This is a genomic window from Microbulbifer maximicatervae (SeqCode) (assembly GCF_052467955.1).
In genome coordinates, this window is the sequence record NZ_CP174329.1 from 1317270 (window position 1) to 1341020 (window position 23751).

A 23751-nucleotide genomic window follows, 5' to 3' on the forward strand; every position below is an offset into this window, starting at 1 on the left:
ATAAATAATATGGTTTTTCTTAGCCTCTTTCTCTACTGTATGTATATCGCAGAATTGTTACTGCCAATCTGTGAAATGGAGATAGTAGCACCAAAACTCAATTGAATTACCTGGAGAAAGTTGTCTGTACCTAGTTGTAGTAGCTCTGCACTATTAAAGCTGCCGGTTTGAGTGAGATTGATAGTGTTTAGCTCACCCAGTTGAATGATGTCCGCATCATCAATATAACCAGACTGCGTTGAACTTACTTGATTCTGTAGGCCTTGTTGCAGCAACTGTAGTCTTGCACTAAAGCCATCTTGAATGGCTATTAATGTATTTTGATCAAATTCCTGGTCTATAGCTGCCTCAGAGGCTGATCCACTTTGACTAATATCAGCACTATTATCCGATCCACTTTGTGTGACAACACTACTGGCCCCTTCAATAGCGAGTTGTATTGACGTGGCGCTATTACTTGTTCCTGTTTGTGTTATCTCGGAAAAATTATTGATGTTTATCTGGTTGATTGTGGACCCGTTGTTTGTTCCACTTTGAGATGTAAAGGCCTGGTTGTTTTGAGCAAGATTAACAATTATAGAAGCGCGATTACTCTGTCCTTGCTGGATGGAACTGTTAAATCCCTGAATAGAGTTGCTTGTTTGGATGCTAGTAGCACTGGAATCTGTAAGTTGTACTATTGAGTTGGTATTAAAGGCGCCGTTAGTATTTGTTATCCGGGCAGTGTTGTTATTGCCAAATTGTTGAATTTGATTATTGGTTCCCAGAGACTGTATCAGGATAATTCTAGTATCAATATTCTGGCTTCCACTTTGGATAATACTGGCAGAGTTTGCTATGCCACTTTCTTTATCGATAATCTCAGCTCTATTAAAATTACCTAACTGGCTAATAGAGACATCACTAAGAGCAACATCATCTTGGATAGATTCCGAAAAATTTAGGGTTCCTATCTGCGAGATGTTAGCAGTTGTACCAGTGGAAAGGTTTTGTATGCTCGTAATTTGATTTAGGGATTGTTCCTGACTGATGCTTATAGTGCTAAACAGTGTACTTGTCTGTGAGGTTTCGGCCTTGTTGAGAACATTAAGCTGGGAGACTGATGTCGTGCTACCCAGGCTGCTGGATTGGACTGACATTAGCTCGTTTGATACGCCTCTCTGCAACTGGATAATAGATCCTTCAGTATTGCCGTTGGATTGCTGAGCCACCACATTATTAAATTCACCATCTTGTGTTTGCATGATGAGATTGTTAATGATGGTTGGGTCGCTTTGGTCCCCTATAGCCCGATTGCCAATACCCTGTTGTGACAGGATATAAGTGTTGGTTGCGAGGGCCTGGCAGCAGAATAGTAAGGTTGATGCCGCGATAAGATAGCCTGGTATGAGCATAATTCCTCCACTGCACAGGCTGGCGTAAATCTCTAACTTAGGCGGTATTTTACCGGCACTGGGCACCGTGTAATGATTGCCATATAAAATTATGGTGAAAGCTTAATGGTTTGTATATGAGAGATAAGTACTGAATTACTAGGGAAGTAGGTTCAAGTTTTATTCCTGGTTGAGTGTTTGTTTATTGGTGGCTCCGTGTATGTTTCTGTAAATGGAAGTGCTTCCCAATTTGAGTAAACTTGTGAGATACTTCAAGTCCACTTCACCTTTGCCCAGTTTTTCCTGAAAATAGAAATAACCCTATAAAACGTGTGGTTTTTTTCAGGTTATCTACACAGAAAAAGATTCTTCACCCCAGTTAGAATAATTCACAGACTACTCATTTTTTTGTTAACTATTTTTGTTAATTGAGTGAGAATAGGGCTCTTTCCCAATCCCTGGAAATGGAATCTCGGGCGATATCCCGCACTGATGCGGATGACTGAAAAGTCGGCGCTTTTGCCTAGGTTGCGGCGCCGCCGGACAGATAAACCCCTGTGTCCTGCTTTTTATAGGGCGCCTTTGATTCTCCAAGCAAAGCAGGCCTGTCGGGGTGGTCTTGTACTGCGAATTATTTGTGTAGGGAGCCTGGTGTTCCCGTAGTTGGTAAGGAGAATGGATTTTGATACCTATCGTTGACCGCGCGCGCGCGGAGTCTATTGCACCTATTTGGCGTATGCCGTTTCGCCCTTTTTTCTGGGGAGCTGCTCTGTGGAGTATGGTTGCCCTGGTTATCTGGCAGGGGCAGTTATTCGGTTGGCAGATGCCGGCTTTTCGAATGGGGGTAGTCTGGCACTCCCATGAGATGCTGTTTGGGTTCGCGGCTACCGTTGTTGTGGGTTTTCTCGGCACGGCCATGCAAACCTGGACTGGTATCCCCTCGCCAAAGGGAACCCAACTTATTGCTTTGGTCGGCCTGTGGCTCTTGGCCCGTTTGGGTTACCTGTTGGCGGCGGTCCCTATTTGGATGCCGGTGATTGCTGAAGTCTCCTTTTTCCTGTTCTCAGCGTTTTTGCTCGGAGCCAGGGTGTTGCGAACCAAGCAGTGGCGAAATATGTTTGTATTGCCTGCGATGCTGATGTTTGCTGCATTGTCCGCTAGCCACTGGTTGCTGCCAGGGGCACAGAGCCGAATCGCCTTGCTGGCTTTGCTGTTGGTGACGGCGATTATTCTGATAATCGGTGGGCGGGTTATACCCTTCTTTACGGCGCGCCGCTTTCACTTGAGCCCAAGAGATAAGATACCGGCTGTAGAGTGGGGTACCCATATTGCTGCGGTGGGCTTGTTGCTATCGGTGGCTGTTGGTTTGCCGCAAATGGTTTGGGCCTTTTTTGCGGTCTCTCTGGGTATTTTGCAGGTGATCCGGGTGGTGCGCTGGCACCCTACAAAAATATGGGCAGAACCGATGGTTTGGTCTCTGCATGTGAGCTACTGGTTAGTTATTTTGGGGTGTTTTCTCGCGGCTCTGGCCTGGAGCCAAATTGCCCCTTCCTGGCAGAGTCCCGCTTTACACGCATTTGCCGTTGGCGGTATTGGCGGATTGATCTTGTCTATGACCAGCCGCGTCAGTCTCGGCCACACAGGTCGGATATTGAAGGCGCCGCGCTTGATGCCCCTGGCTTTTATGGCTCTGGCGTTATCTGCTCTCGCACGTGTTTTTTGGGCACCCGCCCCGAGTGGTTTGCTCGCAGCAATTATTGCCTGGGTAGTCGGTTACACGCTTTTCCTGCTGTATTACACCCCGGTGCTATTCCAGCCGCGCGTTGACGGTCATCCCGGCTAATGCTCTCTATGTGACCTTCAGTTGCTGCGAGAAACCTTATCATCGCAGCAACTGTGGTCGAGTAAAGCCATCATTAACTGGTCTATTCAGAGTCCGCACTAGCCACCTGGGGTAGTTTGTCTACTTTAGGTACTGTTTCCAGTTCCCGATCCCACTCGGCTTTACTGGCCATAAAGATATGGGCATTAGGCCTTACATCTATTGGGCGATCCAGACTGCCAGCGGGAACCGCTAAGAGGCCAATTTCAGGATCTTCTCGTGGCACTGCGGAACCGCATTGATTGCAAAAGCTTTTGCTGTGCCTCGTCCCTGCTAACTTAAAGGTTTTGACCTGTTCTGCACCGGATAGCCATTCAAGTTTCGCTGATGCGAAGAATAGGTTTGCTGCATGAGCTGAACCGGTATCTTTGCGGCAGTAACTACAGTGGCAGAGAAAGAAGCCGCCAAAGTCACCTTCAATTTCGAAGTTAATAGTGCCACATAGGCACGATCCTTTTTGTTCCATTGCTCAATGCTCCTCTGTTTAGTTGTACTTATCGTAATTGGGGGAAATTGTGATTTATTTTGGAAATCCCGGCGGATTTTCGGGGTATCAAACCCGTATGGTCCCGCTCAAATAGGGTACTGCTTTGCCTGAGATAATGACTCTGTCCCCGGTGATGGTGCAATTCAGCAGGCCGCCGCGCTTGGAGGCTTGATAGGCGATCAGCTCTTTCTTATCCAGAATTTGTGACCAGTAAGGGGCGAGCCCTGTGTGAATAGAACCGGTCACCGGATCTTCGGCACCACCATTGGATGGCCAGAAATATCGGGAGATAAAATCGTACTTATCGGATTTTGCCGTGACGACCACATCGTAGGGGGCGAGCTTTCGCAGGCTGCTCGCATCCTGCTGTACATCCAATACTTCTCGCTCACTATTTTAGATGGCAAAGTAAGCTTGGTTGTTAAGTAACGCTTGACTTGGTGTTATTGAAAGCCCCTCCAGTAATTCTGGCGGTATGCGATCTATGGGTTGTGGCTCCCTTCGTGGGAAGTCCATGGAAATAATTCTATTTTCCCCTCGGCTTATTGTCATTTTGCCCACAGCGGCCGCATGGAGCTGGAGTTGCTCGCATTGAGGGTCTTGAGAAAAAAGAACATGGGCTGACGCCAGGGTGGCATGACCACAAAAATCAATTTCCGTTAACGGTGAAAACCAGCGAATTCCATAACTGGTATCCGGGCGTTTTACCAGAAACGCGGTTTCGGAAAGATTATTTTCTGCAGCGATGGACTGCATTAAATTTTCATCCAGCCAATCCTCAGTAACAACAACTCCGGCTGAATTTCCGTGAAAGACTTTGTCGGTAAAGGCGTTAATGAAATGAATTTTAAGTTCCATATTTGAACTCCATGGTGCTCCAGTTTTTCAGAAGCGCTGGTGGCGGGCGTGATATTTTATACCCCTAAAGTTCACCAATTTATACCTCTGTAGAGCGGCTTGGGATTGGCTTTAACCTGATCTGGATCAGTTTATCCCGGATGTGAGTCACTAGAGTGACTTGTATTTGTTGCGTGCAAATCAGGGGTGTGAAAATGACGGAGTCCGATGTAGCTATCGTAGGTGCTGGACCGGCGGGACTTTCCTTGGCGGTGATGCTCGCCCGCAAAGGGTGTCAGGTGGCAATTATTGAGCGCCAGGATAAGTCGGCGCTGTCCGCTCCCGTTGATGATGGCCGCGAGATTGCTCTGACACATAAATCCTACAAGCTGCTGCAAGAACTGGGGGCTTGGCAGAGATTATCCCCGGAAGAGATTAGCCCGCTAAATGCTGCCGAAGTAGTCGACGGCAATTCCCCTTCGACACTCCACTTTAGCCCGGGAGAGAGGGGGCCTCTGGGTTTTATTGTCTCCAACTCTGCAATCCGGCGAATCTTATATGAGACAGTTTTGGAGACTGAGAATATAACGCTGCTCGATAACTCGACCGTTACCGGGATGACATTGAGTGGCGCCATGCGTCATCTTGAACTGGCAGAGGGGGAGGGCGTGCGCGCTTCCCTGGTGGTTGCAGCCGACAGCCGTTTTTCTGAAGTGCGACGCATGGCGGGAATTGGCGCCGATATGCGCGACTTTGGCCGAGTGGCGATTGTCGGCCCTGTACGCACCGAATTACCCCACGATGGTATTGCCCGGGAGTGTTTCCGCTACGGCTCGACACTGGCGCTGTTACCTTTGCCCAAGGCAAATATTTCATCGGCCGTGGTTACTGTTCCCGCCAGTCTCTCTGCCCAGATTATGGCGATGGGTAATGAAGAGTTTGCCGGGCACGTATCCCGCGAAAGCGCGTCCCAGCTCGGCGGTGTCGAAGCTTTTGGTGAGCGCCACTGTTATCCATTGGTTGCGGTATACGCACATCACTTTTTCGCTGAGCGCTTTGCCTTGGTGGGAGATGCCGCTGTGGGGATGCATCCAGTGACCGCACATGGATTTAATTTGGGCTTGGCCGGTGCGGATACTTTGGCCCGTCAACTGGATAGTGTTAGCCGTCTATATAACCCGGCCAAGCTGACTCGGGCCCTGGCCCGTTACCAGATGCTGCACCGGGTTGAATCCAAGCCGATTTACTCTGGAACTAATAGGGTGGTGGATTTGTTTACTGACGATCGCCTGCCGGCCAAGTTGCTGCGCAAAATGGTGTTGCGAGTCAGTGATCGCTTTCCCCCAATTCGAAAAGCAATAGTGCACCAGTTAACTCGCTAGCTTATTCAGAGGCTTGTTAAGAGAGTTTTACTCTTCGTTCTTTTTATAAAAAGTACATGTGCAAGAAAGAAGACGGTATATGAAGGTGGTCTGCTTGCGGGATTTTCTTCCTTTTCTATACTGATTTTCGAGATGGTAGAGACGGCTTTACCCCCTCGGTGAAAACAAATGCCAATTACGGCTTGACTCACCGGGTCAGCACCAATAGAATGCGCAGCCTCTTGAGTGGTTGGGCTGGTCCCGCCGCAGGGAAACAAAGATCAACCAGGCTTTGTTTCTTGGAGTTGTTGCGGGGTGGAGCAGCCTGGTAGCTCGTCGGGCTCATAACCCGAAGGTCGTAGGTTCAAATCCTGCCCCCGCTACCAATTTTCCTTAGGGAAAAATTTGATTGCGCTTTTGTTGTTGCGGGGTGGAGCAGCCTGGTAGCTCGTCGGGCTCATAACCCGAAGGTCGTAGGTTCAAATCCTGCCCCCGCTACCAACTTTCCTTAGGGAAACTTTGATTGCGCTTTCGTTGTTGCGGGGTGGAGCAGCCTGGTAGCTCGTCGGGCTCATAACCCGAAGGTCGTAGGTTCAAATCCTGCCCCCGCTACCAAATTTTGCATTCGTGCACACTGACTGCGCGAATGTGCGGTCAAAGCCCCGTCAGGGGCTTTTTCGTATCTGCAAGAAAAGTTGCAGATATTTTTCGAAGTGGGCCGTAGGCCCATTTTTTGTATGTGGTGACGAGAATGGCGAGCAAACGCGAATTGCTGGAAGAGCTTCTGGCGCCGGTGGTGGCATCGCTGGGGTGTGAGTTGTGGGGTATTGAGTACCAAACCCACGGTCGCAACGCGCTGCTGCGCATTTATATCGACTCCGAAAACGGTATTTCCGTTGAGGATTGCGAGAAAGTGAGCCGCCAATCCAGTGCTGTACTGGATGTGGAAGATCCCATCAGTAGTAAGTACACACTTGAAGTCTCTTCCCCAGGGCTCGACCGCCCTCTTTATAAGCTGGCCCAGTACGAGCGCTTTATCGGCGCCCAGATTGAAGTTCGCCTGCGTATGCCTCTGGATGGGCAGCGTAAGTGGCGCGGACTGCTGGCCGGTGTAGAGGGTGATGAAGTGGTTCTGCGTGTAGATAGTGAAAACGAATACCTTTTGCCGATCGACAGTATCGAAAAAGCAAATATCATTCCCCAATTTACCAAATAACCTGTAGGAGCCTGAGCTCAGGCGATTTTGAGGCACAGTTGCATGAACAAAGAGATCTTGCTGGTAGCCGAGGCGGTATCCAACGAGAAGGGCGTTGACCAGGAGATTATTTTCCAGGCCATCGAAGCGGCATTGGCAACGGCCACGAAGAAGCGCTACGACGAAGATTCAACCATTGAGGTTATCATTGATCGTCGTTCAGGCGATTACGAGACTTTCCGCAGCTGGGAAGTGGTCGGTGATGAAGTCTTGGCTGAGTTGGGTACCCAGTTCACCCTGGAAGAAGCTCACGAAAAAGATGCTGACCTGAAAGCAGGTGATGTTTTCCGCGAGCAGGTGGAAAATGTAGAATTTGGCCGTATCGCTGCACAGACCGCAAAGCAGGTCATCGTACAAAAGGTACGTGAAGCCGAGCGCGCCAAGGTTGTAGACGAGTACCGCGATCGCGTCGGCGAGATGGTTAGCGGCACGGTGAAGAAGGTGACTCGCGACTTTATCGCTGTAGACCTGGGTAATAACGCCGAAGCGCGTCTGCCCCGCGATCAGCTGGTTGGCCGCGAAATTTTCCGACTCGGCGATCGCGTGCGCGCAATCCTGTTGGAAATCCAACCGGAAGCCCGCGGCCCCCAGCTGATGCTGAGCCGCTCCTGCCCGGAAATGATTGTCGAATTGTTCCGCATTGAAGTGCCGGAAATTTCCGAGCAGGTAATCGAAATTAAAGGCGCGGCCCGCGATCCCGGTCTGCGTGCAAAAATCGCTGTAAATACCAACGACGGTCGCATCGACCCGGTGGGTGCCTGTGTGGGTATGCGTGGCGCGCGTGTTCAAGCGGTTTCCAACGAACTGTCTGGTGAGCGTGTAGATATCGTTCTGTGGGACGAAAACCCTGCTCAGTTCGTTATCAATGCGATGGCGCCAGCAGAAATTGAATCCATCGTGGTCGACGAAGACACCGGTTCTATGGATGTAGCCGTGGCAGAGGAAAACCTCGCAATGGCTATCGGCCGCAGCGGCCAGAATGTACGCTTGGCCTCCGAGCTGACCCAGTGGCAGATCAATGTCATGAGCAGTGATGAGTGGCAGAGCAAGCAGGAAGCCGAGTCCAGCTCCATCATGCAGGTGTTTATGGATCGCCTGGATATCGATGAAGACGTTGCCGGTGTGCTGGTTGAAGAGGGCTTTGCCTCTCTTGAAGAAGTAGCTTATGTACCCATCGAAGAGATGCTCGCAATTGAGGGCTTCGATGAGGATATCGCTGAGGAGCTGCGCGCCCGCGCCAAGGACACCCTGTTGACCCAAGCGCTGGCATCTGAAGAGAAGCTGGATGCATCTGAGCCCCAGGAAGACCTTTTGAATATGGACGGTATGGAGCGCCAGCTGGCATTCCAACTGGCCAGCCGTGGTATTTCCACGATGGAAGACCTGGCAGAGCAGGCTGTCGATGACCTGCTGGATATCGAAGGTCTCGACCAGGAGCGCGCTGCAGCGCTGATTATGAAGGCGCGTGAGCCCTGGTTTGCCGATGACAGCGGCGAAGAAGCTTAAATGCAGCGAAAAATAACTTACGTATAAGTAACCCCCTCCGACCAAGTGACTTTTAGGAGAGAGAATGGCCGAAGTAACAGTTAGTGAACTCGCCAAATCGGTTGGTGCCACCGAAGACCGTCTGCTCAAGCAGATGAAAGAAGCGGGTTTGCCTCACACCTCTGTGGATGCAGTGGTGTCAGACGAGGAAAAGCAGGTCTTGCTCAGTTTCCTGAAAAGCAGTCACGGGGAGCAGGGCGCCGCGCCGCGCAAGATCACCTTGAAGCGCAAAACCACAAGCACGCTGAAGACTGGCTCTGGCACCGGCCGCAAGACTGTGAATGTGGAAGTGCGCAAGAAGCGCACTTATGTGAAGCGCCCTCAAGCTGAGCTTGAAACCGTAGCGGCAGGCGAAGAATCGAGCAGCCCCGAGCAGGAAGCGGCAGTCGATGCCCTGCAAAATGAGCAGGAAAGACTGGAGGCCGAAGCCGAACGCGCTCGCGTAGAAGCCGAGGCAGAAGCTGCACGCCTAGCGGCGGAAGAAGAGGCGCTAGCCAAAGCCGAAGCCGAGGCGAAAGCCAAGGCTGAAGCCGAAGCGAAAGCCAAGGCCGAAGCAGAAGCAAAAGCCAAGGCTGAAGCCGAAGCGAAAGCAAGCAATGAAGTAAAAGCCGATCAAGATGCGGCTAAATCAGAGGATAAGACCGCGGAAAACGTAGTGAAAAAGGCAGAGCCCGCCGCACCAATCCGCTCAAGCTACTCAGACGATATCGAGGCAATGCGAATTGCCGCGATGGAGCGTCGCAAGCAGCAGGCTGAGCAGGAAAAGCGTGAACTTGAAGAGAAGAAAGCTAAAGTAGAAGCTGACCGACGCGCAGCCCAGGAAAAGAAAGAGAAAGCTGCGCAAGCTGCACAGACAGCCAAGGCTAAGCCAGCACCGGCAAAAAGTGCTGAGAAGACCTCTGAGGTCAAGCCAGCTCTGCGTCGCAAGCTGGAGGCAGCATCCACTGCCCCCGCTGAAGCTGATCGCTCTGAGGATGAACCGCGTAAGCGTCGCGGTCGCCGCTCCAAGTCCGGCCCGAAAAAATCCAGCAAAACCGCTCTGTACGAACAGGCGCTGGAAGTATTTGAGGAAGACGAAGCATCCAAGCGCAGCACGCGCTCCCTGTCTCGTCCGACCTTGAAGGTTAAACCTACGCACGGCTTTAAAAGGCCCACGGAGAAGCAGGTGTACGAAGTACAGTTGGGCGAAACCATCACTGTTGGCGAGCTGGCCAAACAGATGAATGTGAAAGCCGGTGACCTGATCAAGCGCCTGATGAAAATGGGCGAGATGGTTACTATCAACCAGAGCCTGGACCGTGAAACTGCGCAGCTGATCATCGAAGAGATGGGCCACAAGGTGGTATTCCGCTCTGAAAGCGAGCTGGAGGAAGCGCTGGTTGCCGAGACCCAGGCCAGTGAAGGCACTGAGGTGTCCCGCGCACCGGTAGTTACCGTTATGGGTCACGTTGACCACGGTAAAACCTCCCTGCTGGACTACATCCGTAAGACCAAGGTGGCTTCCGGTGAGGCCGGTGGTATTACCCAGCACATCGGTGCTTACCGTGTGAAAACCAGCCAGGGCGAGATCGCTTTCCTGGATACCCCGGGACACGCCGCCTTTACCGCAATGCGCGCCCGTGGGGCCCAGGCAACTGACGTAGTTATCCTGGTAGTGGCTGCTGACGACGGTGTGATGCCGCAGACCGAAGAAGCTGTGAACCACGCCCGCGCTGCCGGTGTACCGCTGGTTGTTGCAATCAACAAGTGCGATAAAGAAGCTGCCGATCCCGATCGTGTTAAAAACGAGCTGGCTGCGAAAGATGTAATTCCTGAAGACTGGGGCGGTGATACCCAGTTTATCAATGTGTCTGCACACACTGGTGAAGGCATCGACGACCTGCTGGAAGCGATTTCTCTGCAAGCAGAGATGCTGGAGCTGAAGGCCAAGGTCAAGGTACCGGCAACAGGTGTTGTGATCGAATCCCGCCTGGAAAAAGGTCGCGGTGTTGTGGCGACCCTGCTGGTACAGAACGGCGAGCTGAAGCGCGGCGATATCGTACTGGCAGGCCAGAGCTACGGCCGTGTTCGCGCCATGACCAACGAGCTGGGCAAGCAGGTTAAAGAAGCTGGCCCTTCAACTCCGGTTGAGCTGCTGGGTCTGGACACCACACCCAACGCTGGTGACGAGTTCATGGTGGTTGCGGATGAGCGCAGAGCTCGTGAAGTAGCTGAACAGCGCGGTGATAAAGAGCGTCGTGAGCGCATGCAGCGCCAGCAGGCGGCCAAGCTGGAAAACATGTTTGCGAACATGGAAGCCGGCGAGCGCAAAGTACTGCCGGTTGTTATCAAAGCGGACGTTCGCGGCTCCCTGGAAGCTATCCTGGGCGCACTGGCGGATATCGGCAACGAAGAAGTCTCTGTCAACGTCGTGTCCAGCGGTGTAGGTGGTATCGCCGAGAACGATATCAACCTGGCCCTGACCTCCGGCGCTATCGTTCTGGGCTTCAACACCCGTGCTGATGTGGCTGCCCGAAAGGTTGCTGAGACAGAAGGCGTAGAGATTCGTTACTACAGCGTGATCTACAACCTGCTCGACGAAGTGAAGCAGGCACTGTCCGGTATGCTTGATCCGGAAATACGCGAAGAGATCGTGGGTATTGCCCAGGTTCGCGATGTGTTCCGCTCACCGAAGTTTGGCGCCATTGCCGGTTGTATGGTTACTGAAGGTACCGTCTACCGCAACAAGCCGATCCGCGTACTGCGCGACAACGTTGTGATCTATCAGGGCGAACTGGAATCCCTGCGTCGCTTCAAAGACGATGTGCAAGATGTGCGCAACGGCATGGAGTGTGGTATCGGGGTTAAGGACTACAACGACGTTAAGTCCGGTGACCAGATCGAAGTTTACGATATCGTTAAGGTTGCTCGCGAACTCTAAGGAGTTCCGCAGCGGATCGAGGATAAACCCGCGCGGCCTAGCCGTGCGGGTTTTCCTGTCTTTAAACCGCCATTCTCAATAGGTAAACAATGGCAAGAGAATTTCATCGCGCAGACCGCGTCGCCGACGCCATGCGCCGCGAGCTGGCCCAGCTGATCCAACACGAGATTCGCGATCCTCGCCTGGGTATGATCAACGTCAATGATGTTGAAGTCAGCCGCGACCTAACCGTTGCTAAAGTTTTTGTCACCCTGGTGGGTGAGGATGATCGCAGCAAAATTAATACCTCTATCGAAGTGCTGAATAAAGCCGCCGGCTTTTTGCGCACGCAGCTTGCGCGCGCAATCCAGATTCGCACTATTCCCCGTTTGCACTTCCGCTACGATGAGACCTCGGTGCGCGGCCAGGCGCTGTCTGCCCTGATCGACAAGGCGGTTAAAGAAGATCGCAAACACCAAGACGACGATAGCGACTCCAACGAAGATTAATCCATGGGCCGCAGACCAAAATGGGGCCGGCCGGTTCACGGCGTGCTGTTATTGAACAAGCCCGCCGGGATTACCGCCAACGACGCCCTGCAAAAAGCCAAACGACTCTTTTTCGCCAATCGCGCCGGTCACACCGGAGCGCTGGACCCCCTGGCAACCGGCGTATTGCCGATCTGTTTCGGCGAAGCGACCAAGTTTTCCCAGTACCTGCTCGATGCGGACAAGCGCTATCGCAGTACTTTTGTTTTCGGCATGACCACTGCTAGTGGCGATGCCGATGGCGATGTACTGGAAACTAAAGATGCTTCCGGTTTGACCGAAGAAGCTGTGCTGAAAGCGATGGAAGCCTTTCGCGGTCCCATCAAGCAAGTGCCGTCCATGTACTCGGCCCTCAAGCACAAGGGGCAGCCGCTGTATAAGTTGGCGCGCCAGGGCTTGGAAGTGGAGCGCGAGGCGCGGGAAGTAGAGATTTTTGAATTTGAACTGCTGAGCTTTACACCGGGCGCCCAGCCCCGTGCAGAAGTTGAGGTTCACTGCTCCAAGGGCACTTATATTCGCAGTATTGCCGAAGACCTGGGCCAGGCCCTGGGTGTCGGTGCCTATGTGGAAGAGTTGCACCGCAGCGCAGCCGGTCCCTACGTCGAGGCCGATTCAGTGACTCTGGATGAGCTCACCGCGGAGCGCGGTGAGGGCATGGCGGAGGAGTTGGATCACCACCTGTTATCGGTGGATTCTCCTGCCTCCTCGCTGCCCAAACTCACCCTTCCGGACGAGTCTGGTTACTATGTGCGTCAGGGGCAGCCGGTAATGGATTTGCAGGTCTACCGTATCGGTGAAGAAGGTGATATGGTGCGCCTCTTCCTGGAAAATGGCGATTTTCTGGGCGTAGGAGAAATTACTGACGACGGGTGCGTAGCGCCTCGGCGTCTGGTAAGTAGTACTTAAGCAGAAAACGCTATATTGGTGAGAGCCGATAGCGGTTGATGTGAGAGTATTGCAGTGGACTAAGTCCACAACAGTGAGTAGCTGGTCTGTAAATATGCACGGGCCAGCCGAATCTTTTAAAGCATATTACGACGAGGTTAATCGTTATGGCACTGTCTGCAGTAGAAAAAGCAGCAATCCTGAAAGAGCACGGTCAATCTGAAGGCGACACCGGTTCTCCGGAAGTCCAGGTAGCCCTGCTGACTGCCAACATCAACAAACTGCAGGGTCACTTCTCTGCGCACAAGCAGGATCACCACTCTCGCCGTGGTCTGATCCGCATGGTAAACCAGCGTCGCAAGCTGCTGGACTACCTGAAGCGCAAGGATCTGAACCGTTACGCACAGCTGATCGCTAAGCTCGGCCTGCGTCGCTAAGACCCTGGAATGCCCGCCTCTGGCGGGCTTTCTTCTTTAATGCTTGCTGAAAAGTGGCGCTGTTGTCACTTTTCGGCAGTTTCGCAACACAACCCCAGGGACAAATATCCCGGCGGATGTGCTGCGTTTGCACCGGCCACCCGGGTCGGTAGCGGTACATCCCCGTATCGCTCTGGATTGAAGGTTTGGAACTTCTATCCAGGCAACCACTGTAGGGGTTACTGGAATGGGCCAGTAACCGTAAGGAAATAGGAAAAAAACTAGTGAATCCAGTAAGCAAAACTTTCCAATACGGACAACACCAAGTCACCATCGAGACCGGCCGTATCGCGCGCCAGGCTACCGGTGCTGCCCTGGTTAGCATGGGAGAGACTGTTGTCCTGTGTACTGTTGTCGGCGCTAAAGAAGCCAAGCCAGATCAGGGCTTCTTCCCGTTGTCCGTGCACTATCAAGAAAAAGCCTACGCGGCTGGCAAAATTCCCGGTGGTTTCTTCAAGCGTGAAGGCCGCCCGTCTGAAAAAGAAACCCTGACTTCCCGTCTGATCGATCGCCCGATCCGCCCGCTGTTCCCGAACGGCTTTATGAACGAAGTTCAGGTGATGTGTACTGTTCTCTCCGCTGAGAAGGACATGGACCCGGATATCGCTGCCATGATCGGCACTTCCGCAGCGCTGTCTGTTTCCGGTATTCCTTTCGCAGGCCCAATCGGTGCTGCGCGCGTGGGTTACACCCAGCAAGACGGCTACCTGCTGAACCCGGGCTACGAAGCTCTGAAGACCTCCGAGCTGGACATGGTCGTTGCCGGTACCAAAGACGCCGTACTGATGGTGGAGTCCGAAGCCCAGGAGCTGCCGGAAGACATCATGCTGGGTGCCGTACTCTACGCACACCAGGAAATGCAGGCCATTATCAAGGTTTGTGAAGAGCTGAAAGCGGAAGCGGGCAAGCCCCAGTGGGACTGGCAGGCTCCGGCGGAAAACACCGAGCTGAAAGCTGCCCTGGACGCTCAGTTTGGCGAGAAGGTTGCCGAAGCCTACCGCATCACCAACAAGCAAGAGCGCAGCACCCGCCTGGCGGAACTGCGCAGCGAAGCCGCTGAAGCCCTGGCTACTGAAGAAATTAGCGCCGATCTGGTAAAAAGCTACTTCGGCAAGCTGGAGAAGAAGCTGGTGCGCGGCGCTGTAGTACGTGGCGAGCCCCGTATCGACGGTCGCGACAGCAAAACTGTACGTTCGATCGCTGTGGAAGTTGGCGCTCTGCCCAAGTCCCACGGCTCTGCGCTGTTCACCCGTGGTGAGACCCAGGCTCTGGTAGTGGCTACCCTCGGTTCCACTGGCGATGCACAGATCATCGACGCCCTGGAAGGTGAGCGCAAAGACTACTTTATGTTGCACTACAACTTCCCTCCCTACTCTGTAGGTGAAGCGGGTCGTGTAGGTGCTACCGGTCGTCGCGAAATCGGCCACGGTCGCCTTGCTCGTCGCGGTATCGCTGCAGTTCTGCCGAGCCCGGACAGCTTCCCCTACACCGTGCGCGTGGTTTCCGAGATCACTGAATCCAACGGTTCCAGCTCCATGGCTTCCGTATGTGGTTCCAGCCTGGCGCTGATGGATGCGGGTGTTCCGCTGAAGGCACCGGTAGCCGGTATCGCTATGGGCCTGGTGAAAGAAGACGAAGGCTATGCGGTTCTGACCGATATCCTCGGTGACGAAGACCATCTCGGCGATATGGACTTCAAAGTAGCGGGTACCGCCTCTGGTGTGACCGCGCTGCAGATGGACATCAAGATCGAAGGTATTACCGAAGAGATCATGGAGACCGCTCTGGAGCAGGCTCTGCATGCGCGTCTGCACATCCTCGCGGAAATGAACAAGGTGATCGACTCTTCCCGTACCACCGTGAATGAGAACGCACCGCGCTACGCGACCCTGAAGATCCATCCGGACAAGATCCGCGACGTGATCGGTAAGGGCGGTGCGACTATCCGCTCCATCACTGAAGAGACCGGCGCCTCCATTGATATCGAAGATGACGGCACTATCAAAGTCTTCGGTGAAGACGGTGAGAGCCTGGAAGCGGCGGTAACCCGCATCGAGGAGATCACTGCGGAAGCTGAGATTGGCGCTATCTACGAAGGTACCGTGGTACGTATCGTAGACTTCGGTGCGTTCGTTAACTTCCTGCCGGGCAAAGACGGTCTGGTGCATATCTCCCAGATCGCTGAAGAGCGCGTAAATGCCGTAACTGATTACCTGAGTGAAGGTGAGAAGATTAAGGTTAAAGTACTCGACGTTGACCAGCGTGGACGTATCAAGCTTTCTATCAAGGAAGCCAAGGCCGACGCAGCTGCCGCTGAAGAAGCCAAGCAAGCTTCCGACGAAGCTTAAGTCTACGGACTGAAAAAACCCGGCTTTTAAGCCGGGTTTTTTTGTATCTGCCGAAGCAGAATTGTCGCTTATTACCGGTTTTCTATTAGAATTCTGGAAAAAAAGGGCAAAACATTGGACAACTTCTGGCTGATCGACATTCTCCTCACCCTCGCCGCACTGCTGATTGCCAATCAGTACTGGCGTCTTACCAATGCTCGCTTCCAATCAGCTGCACTCTTGGTGATGGCGGGTCTTCTATTTATCGCTGTCTCCGCGATTGTCGGTGCCTATCGCTACGGTATTGATCCCGGGGCAACCCAATTACACCGGGCTTTACTGCAACTATCCGGGTTTAGTTCGCTGTTGCTAATTGGAATAGGGTTGGTTTGGGCACGTTTCGAGATAGGTATTGGACAGAGTACCCGGGGACCCGCTTATGTAGTGCTGGTGCTGGTATTGGCCTCGTCTATTGGCGTCTCGGAAAGTGGCAGGTTATCGCCGCAGGAAGTGACAGAGGTATTTTCCGCCCTGGGGCTTCTATTGTGGTTGTGGGTTGCAATGATGGAATTGATGTCACCGCGACGACTATCGCCACCGGGTCCTTTGTTACTGGGGGCAGGGGCAGTAGTCATTGCAATGGATGGTTTGTTTGTGGGTACTGGCGCTCCGCGGGTGCTGGGCTTGGCACGTACAAACTGGTTCCATCTGCTGCTGGGCCTTTCGCTGTTTTCACTGTTGGCTGCCCGCCCGTTATTTGAAAAGGACAATAATTCAAATGAGTAAAGTTACTACTGAACTTCGCGGAGGTTGCCACTGTGGCGCTATTCGTTATCGGGCGCGGCACGAGCGTGACTCAGGGGAGAAACTGGTAGCCCATGCGTGCAATTGCTCGATGTGTGAGAAAGTGGGTTTTCTGCACGTCATTATTCCCGCTGAAAACTTTAAGCTGGAGTCTGGGGAAAAAGACCTGGATTGTTATACGTTTAATACGGGAGTGGCCAAGCACCTGTTTTGTCGCCATTGCGGCGTTAAGTCTTTTTATGTGCCGCGCTCCAACCCGGATGGCTATAGTCTTAATGCGCGCTGTTTTGATGAGAGACCCGGAGACTTGGAGGTCGAACCTTTCGATGGTCAAAACTGGGAGCAGAACGCCGCAGAGCTGGCCCATCTCAGTAAATAAGTCGCGCAAAGAAAGTGATGCTCCAATCAATATCAGGTGATATGAGAGCCTATGGAAACTGGTCTGGTCTACGCTGTCTTACTCGATCGCAAAGGCTCGGGCCGAGAGCTTTCCTGGGCAGAGGTGAAATCCTGGCAACCTGATCAGGGAGTTCTCTGGTTGCATTTTGACTACGACAGCACCAACACCGTCGAGTGGCTGCAACAGGATAGTGGACTCACAGCTACGGCGATAGAGACCCTGTCTGCAAAGACAACACGCCCCTGTGTAATGACTGTGGATCAGGGGCTGATGTTGGCTATGTATGGCATTGAGCGAAAATCCAAACCGCGCGCAAAGGATATGATCGCCATTCGCATTTGGGCCGAGGAAAACCGTATTATCAGTACCGGCCGACGGAAGTTGCTTTCAGAGGATGACTTGCTTTCTCGCTTGCGCAGTGGCTTTGGTCCCCGTGGAACTGCGGCTCTTTTGATGTCCCTGGCAGATCTGTTGGTCTTGCGTATGTGTGATCGGGCCGAAGACTTCGAAGAAAAAATCGATGACCTGGAAAACCTGTTATTAGAGAAGGGAGGTTCGGAGCTTTCTTCCCTACTGGTTCGGCTGCGCAAGAGAACTATCGTATTGCGACGCTACTTATGCCTGCAGCGGGAGGTGCTCGGGCGTTTGCAGCAGGAATCCCTATCCTGGTTTGATGAGCACAGCCACGCCCTCTTGGGAGAGGTAAATGATCGGTTGCAGCGCCATATCGACGATATCGATGCGGTAAGGGAGCGCGCGGCAATCGCTCAGGAGGAGTTGTTGAGTCGCACTTCGGATCAGTTGAATAGCCGTATGTATGTACTATCAGTGGTGGCAGCAGTTTTTCTGCCGCTGAGCTTTCTCACTGGATTGTTTGGGATTAATGTCGGCGGTATTCCCTGGGGGCAGTCGTCCTTGGGCTTTATTGCTTTTTGTATCTTGCTGGTGGTGGCATTGGCTGGACAAGTCGCTTTATTCTATTGGAAAAAGTGGCTGTAGCGCTCTTTCGCTGTTTTTGAATTCAATAGTCGCTCAGGGATACTTGTAATTTTGGCGATATAGCAGTTAATTACGAAAATTTTATAGATCTTACAATTCGATCTGCATTTGCCATTATTGTATAAGCAATGGTTGAACCTGCAATATTGGGGAAGTTAGCGGAATCCACAATATGGACGTTCTTGAAGTTTGCAGGCCGTCCTAACAGGTCAGAGGAAAAGGTTTCGTGTTCCCCCTTCATTGGAAAGCTTCCACCGCTATGGTAACTTTTCCCCGGAGGAAGTACTTTCAAGTAAAAGGGAGGTACTAAACCCAACTTAATTAAACTGCGCCTTATCAATGATTGAGTTCTTGCTATAACCCAGCGGGCCCTGGGGTTTTCAATCCCTTTTATTTCTACTGTAGAGCTATCTGGACGTTTGTTAGTTAAAGTCAATTCCAGAGTATCCGAATCTTCCGAAGATAAGAAACCCTGAATGATATATAAACGGTCCAAAGCAAGATCTTTTGAGATAAATGATGGCAATAAAGCCGCAACCTGGTCTTCAATGATTTGGCTGCGGCCATATAACTGAAGGTGAATCTGTTCTGGGCTTATGTTCGCGTTCTCTATTTCCAGGAAAATTTCTGCTAATGTGAATTCAATTTCATAGTGGTGTCTTTTATAGGTGAGAAAAGGAAAAAAGAAATATTGACTGCTTTGAATCTCGATGGGTGTATTTAGCAGGTTAAGGGATCTTGCTACGATAGTAGTTGTGGCGAAGTGCCCCGCAGCCAAGAAGACTTTCTCTGCAAAAAAACTGTATACCTTTCCATCGTCTATGCTAACCGCAATAACTTCAACTCCCTCTTTGTTCTCTTTTAGCTCCAATACAACAAATCCCTGGTGTATGGTCAAACCATCCTTTTGCAAATCTTCAAATAGTGTTTTGGGGTTGAAGATAGATTGATATACACAGCCGTAAAGGCAGTGCCCGCAATATCGACATCCACGTTTACCAGAGCTTGCATCCACAGCTAGCCGAGCCCGACCAAACTCAATGCCATTGCTTCGGAGGTTGTCTTCGACATTGGTGAGTTTTTGCAATATAAAATCTGTTGCTGGATTTCTTTTCAGGGTTTCAAAATTTTCCGAAAACAGTGGGAATTTTGTCTGGAGGTTGTCTGGCTCCGCACTTATTGGCATAAATCGGAGAACATTTTTGTAAGATGGGGCCAGTTCACTTAGGGAGAGTGGCCAGTTTCTTAATTGGCGCTCGCTGTAGGGAAGGATCGCTGCACCCCACACGTTTCCAAGGCCACCAAAGCCGTGGGAAAACTCTGTGTTGCAGTTGGTTGTGTTGACTTGAAAGTGTTCTGGGGTTCTATAAGGAAAATCAGACCCAAAGATATACCTTCTTTCTACGCCGCTGCTGGAGACTTTGGGGGGAGGGAAAATCCGTTTTTTTTCTTCATCTTTCCAGCTGTCCACATGTTTTTGCGATAAGGAGTGAACCTGGTGCTTAATGTGATGCTCAAGATCATATGAGACGTCAATGACTTCAACTTCTTGCCCAATATCCTGCAATGCCTTGACCGTAGCGATACTCGCAGGACCACTCCCGATAACCAGATTCTTAATTCTGTCCACTGAAAGCCCTTCCCGCCAAGCATGTGTTTGTGCGTGGGTTAAAGTTCTCCTCAATAAGCAAAATTGTAGCTGGATTGTGTTTTCAGTCCGGTGTCGTTCACTTTGTCGGTAAATTGGTTAAGCCCCTTCCGATCCCCTGCGGAAGAGGCTGTGTGCCGCTCGTTTAGTGTTTAACCCATGAGAAGTCTACAAATACTGGGTCGTGGTCGCTCAGCCCTGTGTACTCTGCGGAGCCAATATAATAATTGGTTACGTCCAGCGTGTAATTGGGGTTGTTATTAATAACGACGACATGATCGGTATCGTCCTGAAGTTCATCAGCACAGGCTTCCAAGCTGGTGTCGCTGCCAGATAGCATATATTGGCAGGCATGCTTGCCGCCGGTTTTGGCAAAAAATGCTTTCCAGGTTTGGTAGTTTGTACCGCGCCAGCCGTCGTCATTTTCATCAAACGCCATATTGAAATCACCGGCCAATATGACTGTGGCATTACTTGAGTGGGCGACGATCATATCGGCAATCTGGTCGAGTTGCTTGGCTTTGGCATTTAGGTCATCGTCTTGGTGTCCTGCATCCATATGGGTGTTGTACACATGGACATGGAAGTTTTTGGTTACTTCAACTTTTGCTACGGTAAAGCCTTTTTCGGTATCACAGTCATTACCTGCGCACTTGTTAAAAGTTTCCTCCTCATAAGTGGCGAAGGTGTAGTCGTCGTCATCGCGGTTATCTCGGTCAAACGGAAACTTGGAGAAGGTCAGCAGGCCATTGCCAAAGCTGGTACCGGTGCCTTTCCAGTGTTTGGAGCGATAGGGGACTGTATCGTTATCGAGCTTGTCGTCGTCGTCCAGATAATTGGCTTTGGTTTTGCTCCAGGCCTCCTGCATCAACCAGAGGTCTTTGGGATTGTTATCAAAAGTGTTAATAATCTGTTTGAAGTCAGACTTGCTGTTGCCACCTATACACTCCAAAAATCCATCCATGTTGTAGACGATCATGTCAAAGCTGCCTGAATTGGCATCGGCAAATTCAGTGTCACCGTATTCATAGCCGTCCAGATCTTTTGATCCGGTATCGTCGACATCATCAATAAATTCAAACCAGTTACAAGAAGTAATTGCATCCCAAACGTCTTCAAAATCTACTGCTGCGGCGGAATGGCTGAATAGAAGTGTGAGTGAAAAAAATATTCTTTTTATCATTATTGCTCTCCAACTTTGTTATTACCGACGGTTTTGTAGTGGGGTCGAAAATTGGGGCGTTTCTCTGGCGGCCCCTTTGTTTTCGAAGGAGGGGATGATGGATAGCGTAGATTACAAATTGGAGTAAAGGAGGTTTTTTTTATTTTATTTTTCTGTAAGGGCGGCGCGAATTATTTTTTTCATAAAAAAATAATAAAAATCACGAAAGTTGTATATTTTTATGTAGGTAATAATTGATTCGTTAGGCGGGTTAAGCAGGATCGGGAAGTATTATTTAGAGTGATCTGAAGGCTGCAGAAAAGTTACAAAATTCTTTAGGACCGCTTAAATGGTTCCATCCGTGGAGCCAAGGCACTCAATGAGTGGCGGTAAAGGGATAGTTGATCGACGAGTGCTGGTTAACCAAAGATAGTGACCATTTGGCGGGAGAGGGCGGTTAAACGTTCATCGGCATCCCACAAACGGGCCTGTATTACTGCGTAGCCATCCTCGGCCTGTTCCACTTCGGCCTCGTATTGCCACCAGTCAGAAGCGGTGCGCTCTGGGAGTGGCTCCATAAACTCCACTGTCCATGTTAATGAGCTGGCGGGAGCCGGCTCTTTCATCATCGGGAGTGTCGCCGGTGGCCAGGCATCGATCAGTGCGAGTAAGTGGCTGATACCGGTACGGCCTTCACTGCCATCCTTAAATCGTATCCACCCACCTAAAATTCTCTCTTTTGCGCCGCTGAAAGGCAGCCCCCCACAAGCGATGCGGTAATCGAACTTCTGTGTGAACTCCGGCACTACACCTTCGATATAGGGCAGGGGCAGGCATTTATCCGGGGAAGGGTACTCCGGTGCTGAGGGACCTTTGGCGAGAACGGATGACTCCCTGCCGCGGCCAAAACTGGCGAGACCCGCCAGCATAACGGCATCATCCTGATCGAGGTGCCCCTGCACCTGGGTGACAGAGCGACCTGCGCGAAGGACATCCGCACGGGTGTTAATCTCCCCCGGGGCAACCGGGCCTACGAATGAGGTGGTAAAAGAGCGCAAGCTGCTCTCAGAAGGCAGCTCTGAAGCCATCTGCTCATACAGCATTGCGGCTACAAGGCCGCCAAATGTAGCCCGCCCCTGGGTCCAGCCTTCGGGCACAGAAGTGGCGCCATTGGTCGAGAGCCAATCCTGGATTAGTTGGTCGAAAGTCATAGTGTTACCGCTTGATAGCGGCAGGTGGGACCTGCCGCAGAAAAATACCAGGTGAGAAGCACCCGGATGAGGGGAGTATTATTTAAATATGTGTTCCTCGCCGGGGAAAACGCCTTGTTTGACGTCCTCGGCGTATTTGCGCAGGGCCCCGGGAATATCCTCGGCCTCTACCAGGAAGTTTTTGGAAAACTTGGGGGGCTGTTGGGTGAGGCCCAGGATGTCATTGATTACCAGTACCTGGGCATCGCAGTCGCGGCCCGCGCCTATGCCGATGGTGGGCATGGATACGGCTTCGGTAATACGCTTTGCCAGGTCGGCGGGAACACATTCCAACACCAGCAGGTCAGCTCCGGCTTCGTCGAGTTGCAAGGCGTCTTCGAGGATTTGCTTGGCGTGTTCTTCGTCGCGCCCCTGAACGCGATAGCCTCCCAGTTTGTGTACTGATTGAGGGGTGAGGCCCAGGTGGGCGCAAACGGGAATACCGCGATCAGTAAGGATTTTTACGGTATCAGCGAGCCAGGCGCCTCCCTCGATCTTCACCATATGTGCACCGGCCTGCATGATCCGGGTTGCATTCTGGAGTGCCTGCTCTGGGGTGGCGTAAGTCATAAACGGCATATCCCCCATAATCAGGGACTTCTTATTGCCGCGCGCGACCGCCTCGACGTGGTAAATCATTTGCTCCATCGTCACTGGCACGGTGCTGTCGTAACCCAGCACGGTCATGCCCAGGGAATCTCCGACGAGCAGTGTCTCAACCCCGGACTTTTGTGCCATCGCAGCCATAGGGGCATCGTAGAGAGCAACGGTAATAAACTTCTCACCATTCGCTTTCATTTTTCGCAGGGTTTGAACGGTTACGAGCTTTTCTAATTCAGAGGGTGCATACATAACGATTAACTTCCTGGGTTGTAATAGTGCCGGCCACTGGTGATCGTGAACAGATATTCGACCAGCTGTTGGTAGTCCTCTGGGCTATCGACAATGTCGATCTCCTCGGTATTGACGATGAGTAGAGGCGCTTCATCGTAAAAATGGAAAAAGCGGGTGTAGGCGTTGTTGAGGGTGGCGAGGTACTCATTGCTTATCGCCTGCTCAGCCGGGATTCCCCGATTGCGGATTCGGGCTTGCAGCACATCGAGGGGGGCTTGCAAATAGATCACCAGGTCCGGCTTGGGTGCTTCCAGGGTGAGGTGTTTGTACACCTGTTGGTACAGGTGCAGCTCATCCTTATCCAGGGTGACTTCAGCAAACAGCTGGTCCTTTTCGATCAAAAAGTCCGACACCCGCACCGGCTCAAAGATATCGTCCTGCCGCAGTGCCTGGATTTGCTGTGATCGCTGGAGGAGAAAGTGCAGCTGGGTGGGCAGTGCGGCATTTTGGGGGTCCCGGTAGAAACGCTCCAAAAAGGGGTTCTCCTCGGGTAATTCCAACAGCGTGTCGTAATTGAATGTGGAGGCCAGCTTCTTTGCCAGTGTGGTTTTTCCCACACCAATATTGCCTTCCACCGCGATAAATTTAGGCGGTGTTTTATTAGACAGGTTGAGTTCAGCTGTGCTGGTCTCGGGTTTTTCGATAACCACTTGAGCGACTCCTCTTTGTCTGGGGTCTTCCCTGATGAGTTGCAAACGCAAAAGTACTATTGAGAGGGC

Annotated in this window: 19 protein-coding genes, 3 tRNA genes and 1 pseudogene; 15 read left to right on the plus strand and 8 right to left on the minus strand. The window is 51.8% G+C overall.

Annotation, left to right across the window (positions count from 1 at the left end):
- Positions 1–32: 32 nt before the first annotated feature.
- On the minus strand, positions 33–1244 hold the full coding sequence (locus ACJJI5_RS05570; RefSeq protein ID WP_444907372.1) for a hypothetical protein: 1212 nt from the start codon (positions 1242–1244) through the stop codon (positions 33–35).
- An 811-nt stretch (positions 1245–2055) separates the two neighbouring features.
- On the opposite strand from ACJJI5_RS05570, the gene ACJJI5_RS05575 reads away from it, so the two are divergent.
- Entirely contained in the window at positions 2056–3216 is a 1161-nt protein-coding gene (locus ACJJI5_RS05575) for an NnrS family protein (protein ID WP_444907373.1), read from the plus strand.
- Positions 3217–3298: 82 nt separating this feature from the next.
- Here the strand turns inward: ACJJI5_RS05575 and ACJJI5_RS05580 are convergent, their stop codons facing one another.
- Both ACJJI5_RS05580 and ACJJI5_RS05585 read right to left on the minus strand, forming a co-directional pair.
- Positions 3299–3721, minus strand: coding sequence for a GFA family protein (locus ACJJI5_RS05580; protein ID WP_444896197.1), 423 nt, complete (start codon positions 3719–3721; stop codon positions 3299–3301).
- Positions 3722–3808: 87 nt separating this feature from the next.
- Positions 3809–4600 (minus strand): annotated as a pseudogene (locus ACJJI5_RS05585) (PhzF family phenazine biosynthesis protein).
- Positions 4601–4794: 194 nt separating this feature from the next.
- On the opposite strand from ACJJI5_RS05585, the gene ubiM reads away from it, so the two are divergent.
- From ubiM to ACJJI5_RS05655, 14 genes are all read left to right on the plus strand, one after another.
- Positions 4795–5961: a 5-demethoxyubiquinol-8 5-hydroxylase UbiM gene (gene ubiM, locus ACJJI5_RS05590; protein WP_445355753.1), complete on the plus strand. Its 1167-nt coding sequence runs from the start codon at positions 4795–4797 to the stop codon at positions 5959–5961.
- Positions 5962–6249: 288 nt separating this feature from the next.
- Positions 6250–6326 (plus strand) — tRNA-Met (locus ACJJI5_RS05595).
- Positions 6327–6364: 38 nt separating this feature from the next.
- A tRNA-Met gene (locus ACJJI5_RS05600) sits at positions 6365–6441 on the plus strand.
- Between the two features lie 37 nt (positions 6442–6478).
- Positions 6479–6555, plus strand: a tRNA-Met gene (locus ACJJI5_RS05605).
- A gap of 136 nt (positions 6556–6691) precedes the next feature.
- On the plus strand, positions 6692–7156 hold the full coding sequence (gene rimP / locus ACJJI5_RS05610) for a ribosome maturation factor RimP (RefSeq protein ID WP_108734364.1): 465 nt from the start codon (positions 6692–6694) through the stop codon (positions 7154–7156).
- A gap of 42 nt (positions 7157–7198) precedes the next feature.
- Positions 7199–8701 (plus strand): transcription termination factor NusA, encoded by a 1503-nt coding sequence (nusA, locus tag ACJJI5_RS05615; protein WP_413663186.1) that lies wholly within the window; start codon positions 7199–7201, stop codon positions 8699–8701.
- A gap of 64 nt (positions 8702–8765) precedes the next feature.
- Positions 8766–11660, plus strand: coding sequence for a translation initiation factor IF-2 (gene infB, locus ACJJI5_RS05620; protein WP_413663185.1), 2895 nt, complete (start codon positions 8766–8768; stop codon positions 11658–11660).
- A gap of 89 nt (positions 11661–11749) precedes the next feature.
- A complete protein-coding gene (gene rbfA / locus ACJJI5_RS05625; RefSeq protein ID WP_108734361.1) occupies positions 11750–12148 on the plus strand; it encodes a 30S ribosome-binding factor RbfA in 399 nt (132 codons plus the stop codon).
- Between the two features lie 3 nt (positions 12149–12151).
- Positions 12152–13093 (plus strand): tRNA pseudouridine(55) synthase TruB, encoded by a 942-nt coding sequence (gene truB, locus ACJJI5_RS05630; protein WP_108734360.1) that lies wholly within the window; start codon positions 12152–12154, stop codon positions 13091–13093.
- A gap of 146 nt (positions 13094–13239) precedes the next feature.
- Complete coding sequence (gene rpsO, locus ACJJI5_RS05635) at positions 13240–13509, plus strand: 30S ribosomal protein S15 (protein WP_252083174.1); 270 nt, start codon at positions 13240–13242, stop codon at positions 13507–13509.
- A 263-nt stretch (positions 13510–13772) separates the two neighbouring features.
- A complete protein-coding gene (gene pnp, locus ACJJI5_RS05640) occupies positions 13773–15896 on the plus strand; it encodes a polyribonucleotide nucleotidyltransferase (RefSeq protein WP_444918105.1) in 2124 nt (707 codons plus the stop codon).
- A 114-nt stretch (positions 15897–16010) separates the two neighbouring features.
- Positions 16011–16661 carry a hypothetical protein gene (locus ACJJI5_RS05645; protein ID WP_413663183.1) on the plus strand — a complete coding sequence of 217 codons (651 nt, stop codon included), beginning with the start codon at positions 16011–16013 and terminating at the stop codon, positions 16659–16661.
- Positions 16654–17058 (plus strand): GFA family protein, encoded by a 405-nt coding sequence (locus tag ACJJI5_RS05650; protein ID WP_445355754.1) that lies wholly within the window; start codon positions 16654–16656, stop codon positions 17056–17058. Before ACJJI5_RS05645 ends, ACJJI5_RS05650 begins: the two co-directional genes overlap by 8 nt.
- Positions 17059–17109: 51 nt before the next feature.
- A complete protein-coding gene (locus ACJJI5_RS05655) occupies positions 17110–18078 on the plus strand; it encodes a zinc transporter ZntB (RefSeq protein ID WP_445355755.1) in 969 nt (322 codons plus the stop codon).
- 70 nt (positions 18079–18148) lie between these two features.
- On the opposite strand, the gene ACJJI5_RS05660 is transcribed toward ACJJI5_RS05655, so the two are convergent.
- From ACJJI5_RS05660 to ACJJI5_RS05680, 5 genes are all read right to left on the minus strand, one after another.
- Positions 18149–19708: a hypothetical protein gene (locus ACJJI5_RS05660; RefSeq protein WP_445355756.1), complete on the minus strand. Its 1560-nt coding sequence runs from the start codon at positions 19706–19708 to the stop codon at positions 18149–18151.
- Between the two features lie 163 nt (positions 19709–19871).
- Positions 19872–20909: an endonuclease/exonuclease/phosphatase family protein gene (locus ACJJI5_RS05665; RefSeq protein ID WP_445355757.1), complete on the minus strand. Its 1038-nt coding sequence runs from the start codon at positions 20907–20909 to the stop codon at positions 19872–19874.
- 398 nt (positions 20910–21307) lie between these two features.
- Positions 21308–22099 carry an acyl-CoA thioesterase gene (locus ACJJI5_RS05670; RefSeq protein ID WP_445355758.1) on the minus strand — a complete coding sequence of 264 codons (792 nt, stop codon included), beginning with the start codon at positions 22097–22099 and terminating at the stop codon, positions 21308–21310.
- Between the two features lie 78 nt (positions 22100–22177).
- Positions 22178–22990, minus strand: coding sequence for a 3-methyl-2-oxobutanoate hydroxymethyltransferase (gene panB, locus ACJJI5_RS05675; RefSeq protein WP_413663177.1), 813 nt, complete (start codon positions 22988–22990; stop codon positions 22178–22180).
- Between the two features lie 5 nt (positions 22991–22995).
- A complete protein-coding gene (locus ACJJI5_RS05680) occupies positions 22996–23682 on the minus strand; it encodes a deoxynucleoside kinase (RefSeq protein WP_444915629.1) in 687 nt (228 codons plus the stop codon).
- Positions 23683–23751 lie beyond the last annotated feature (69 nt).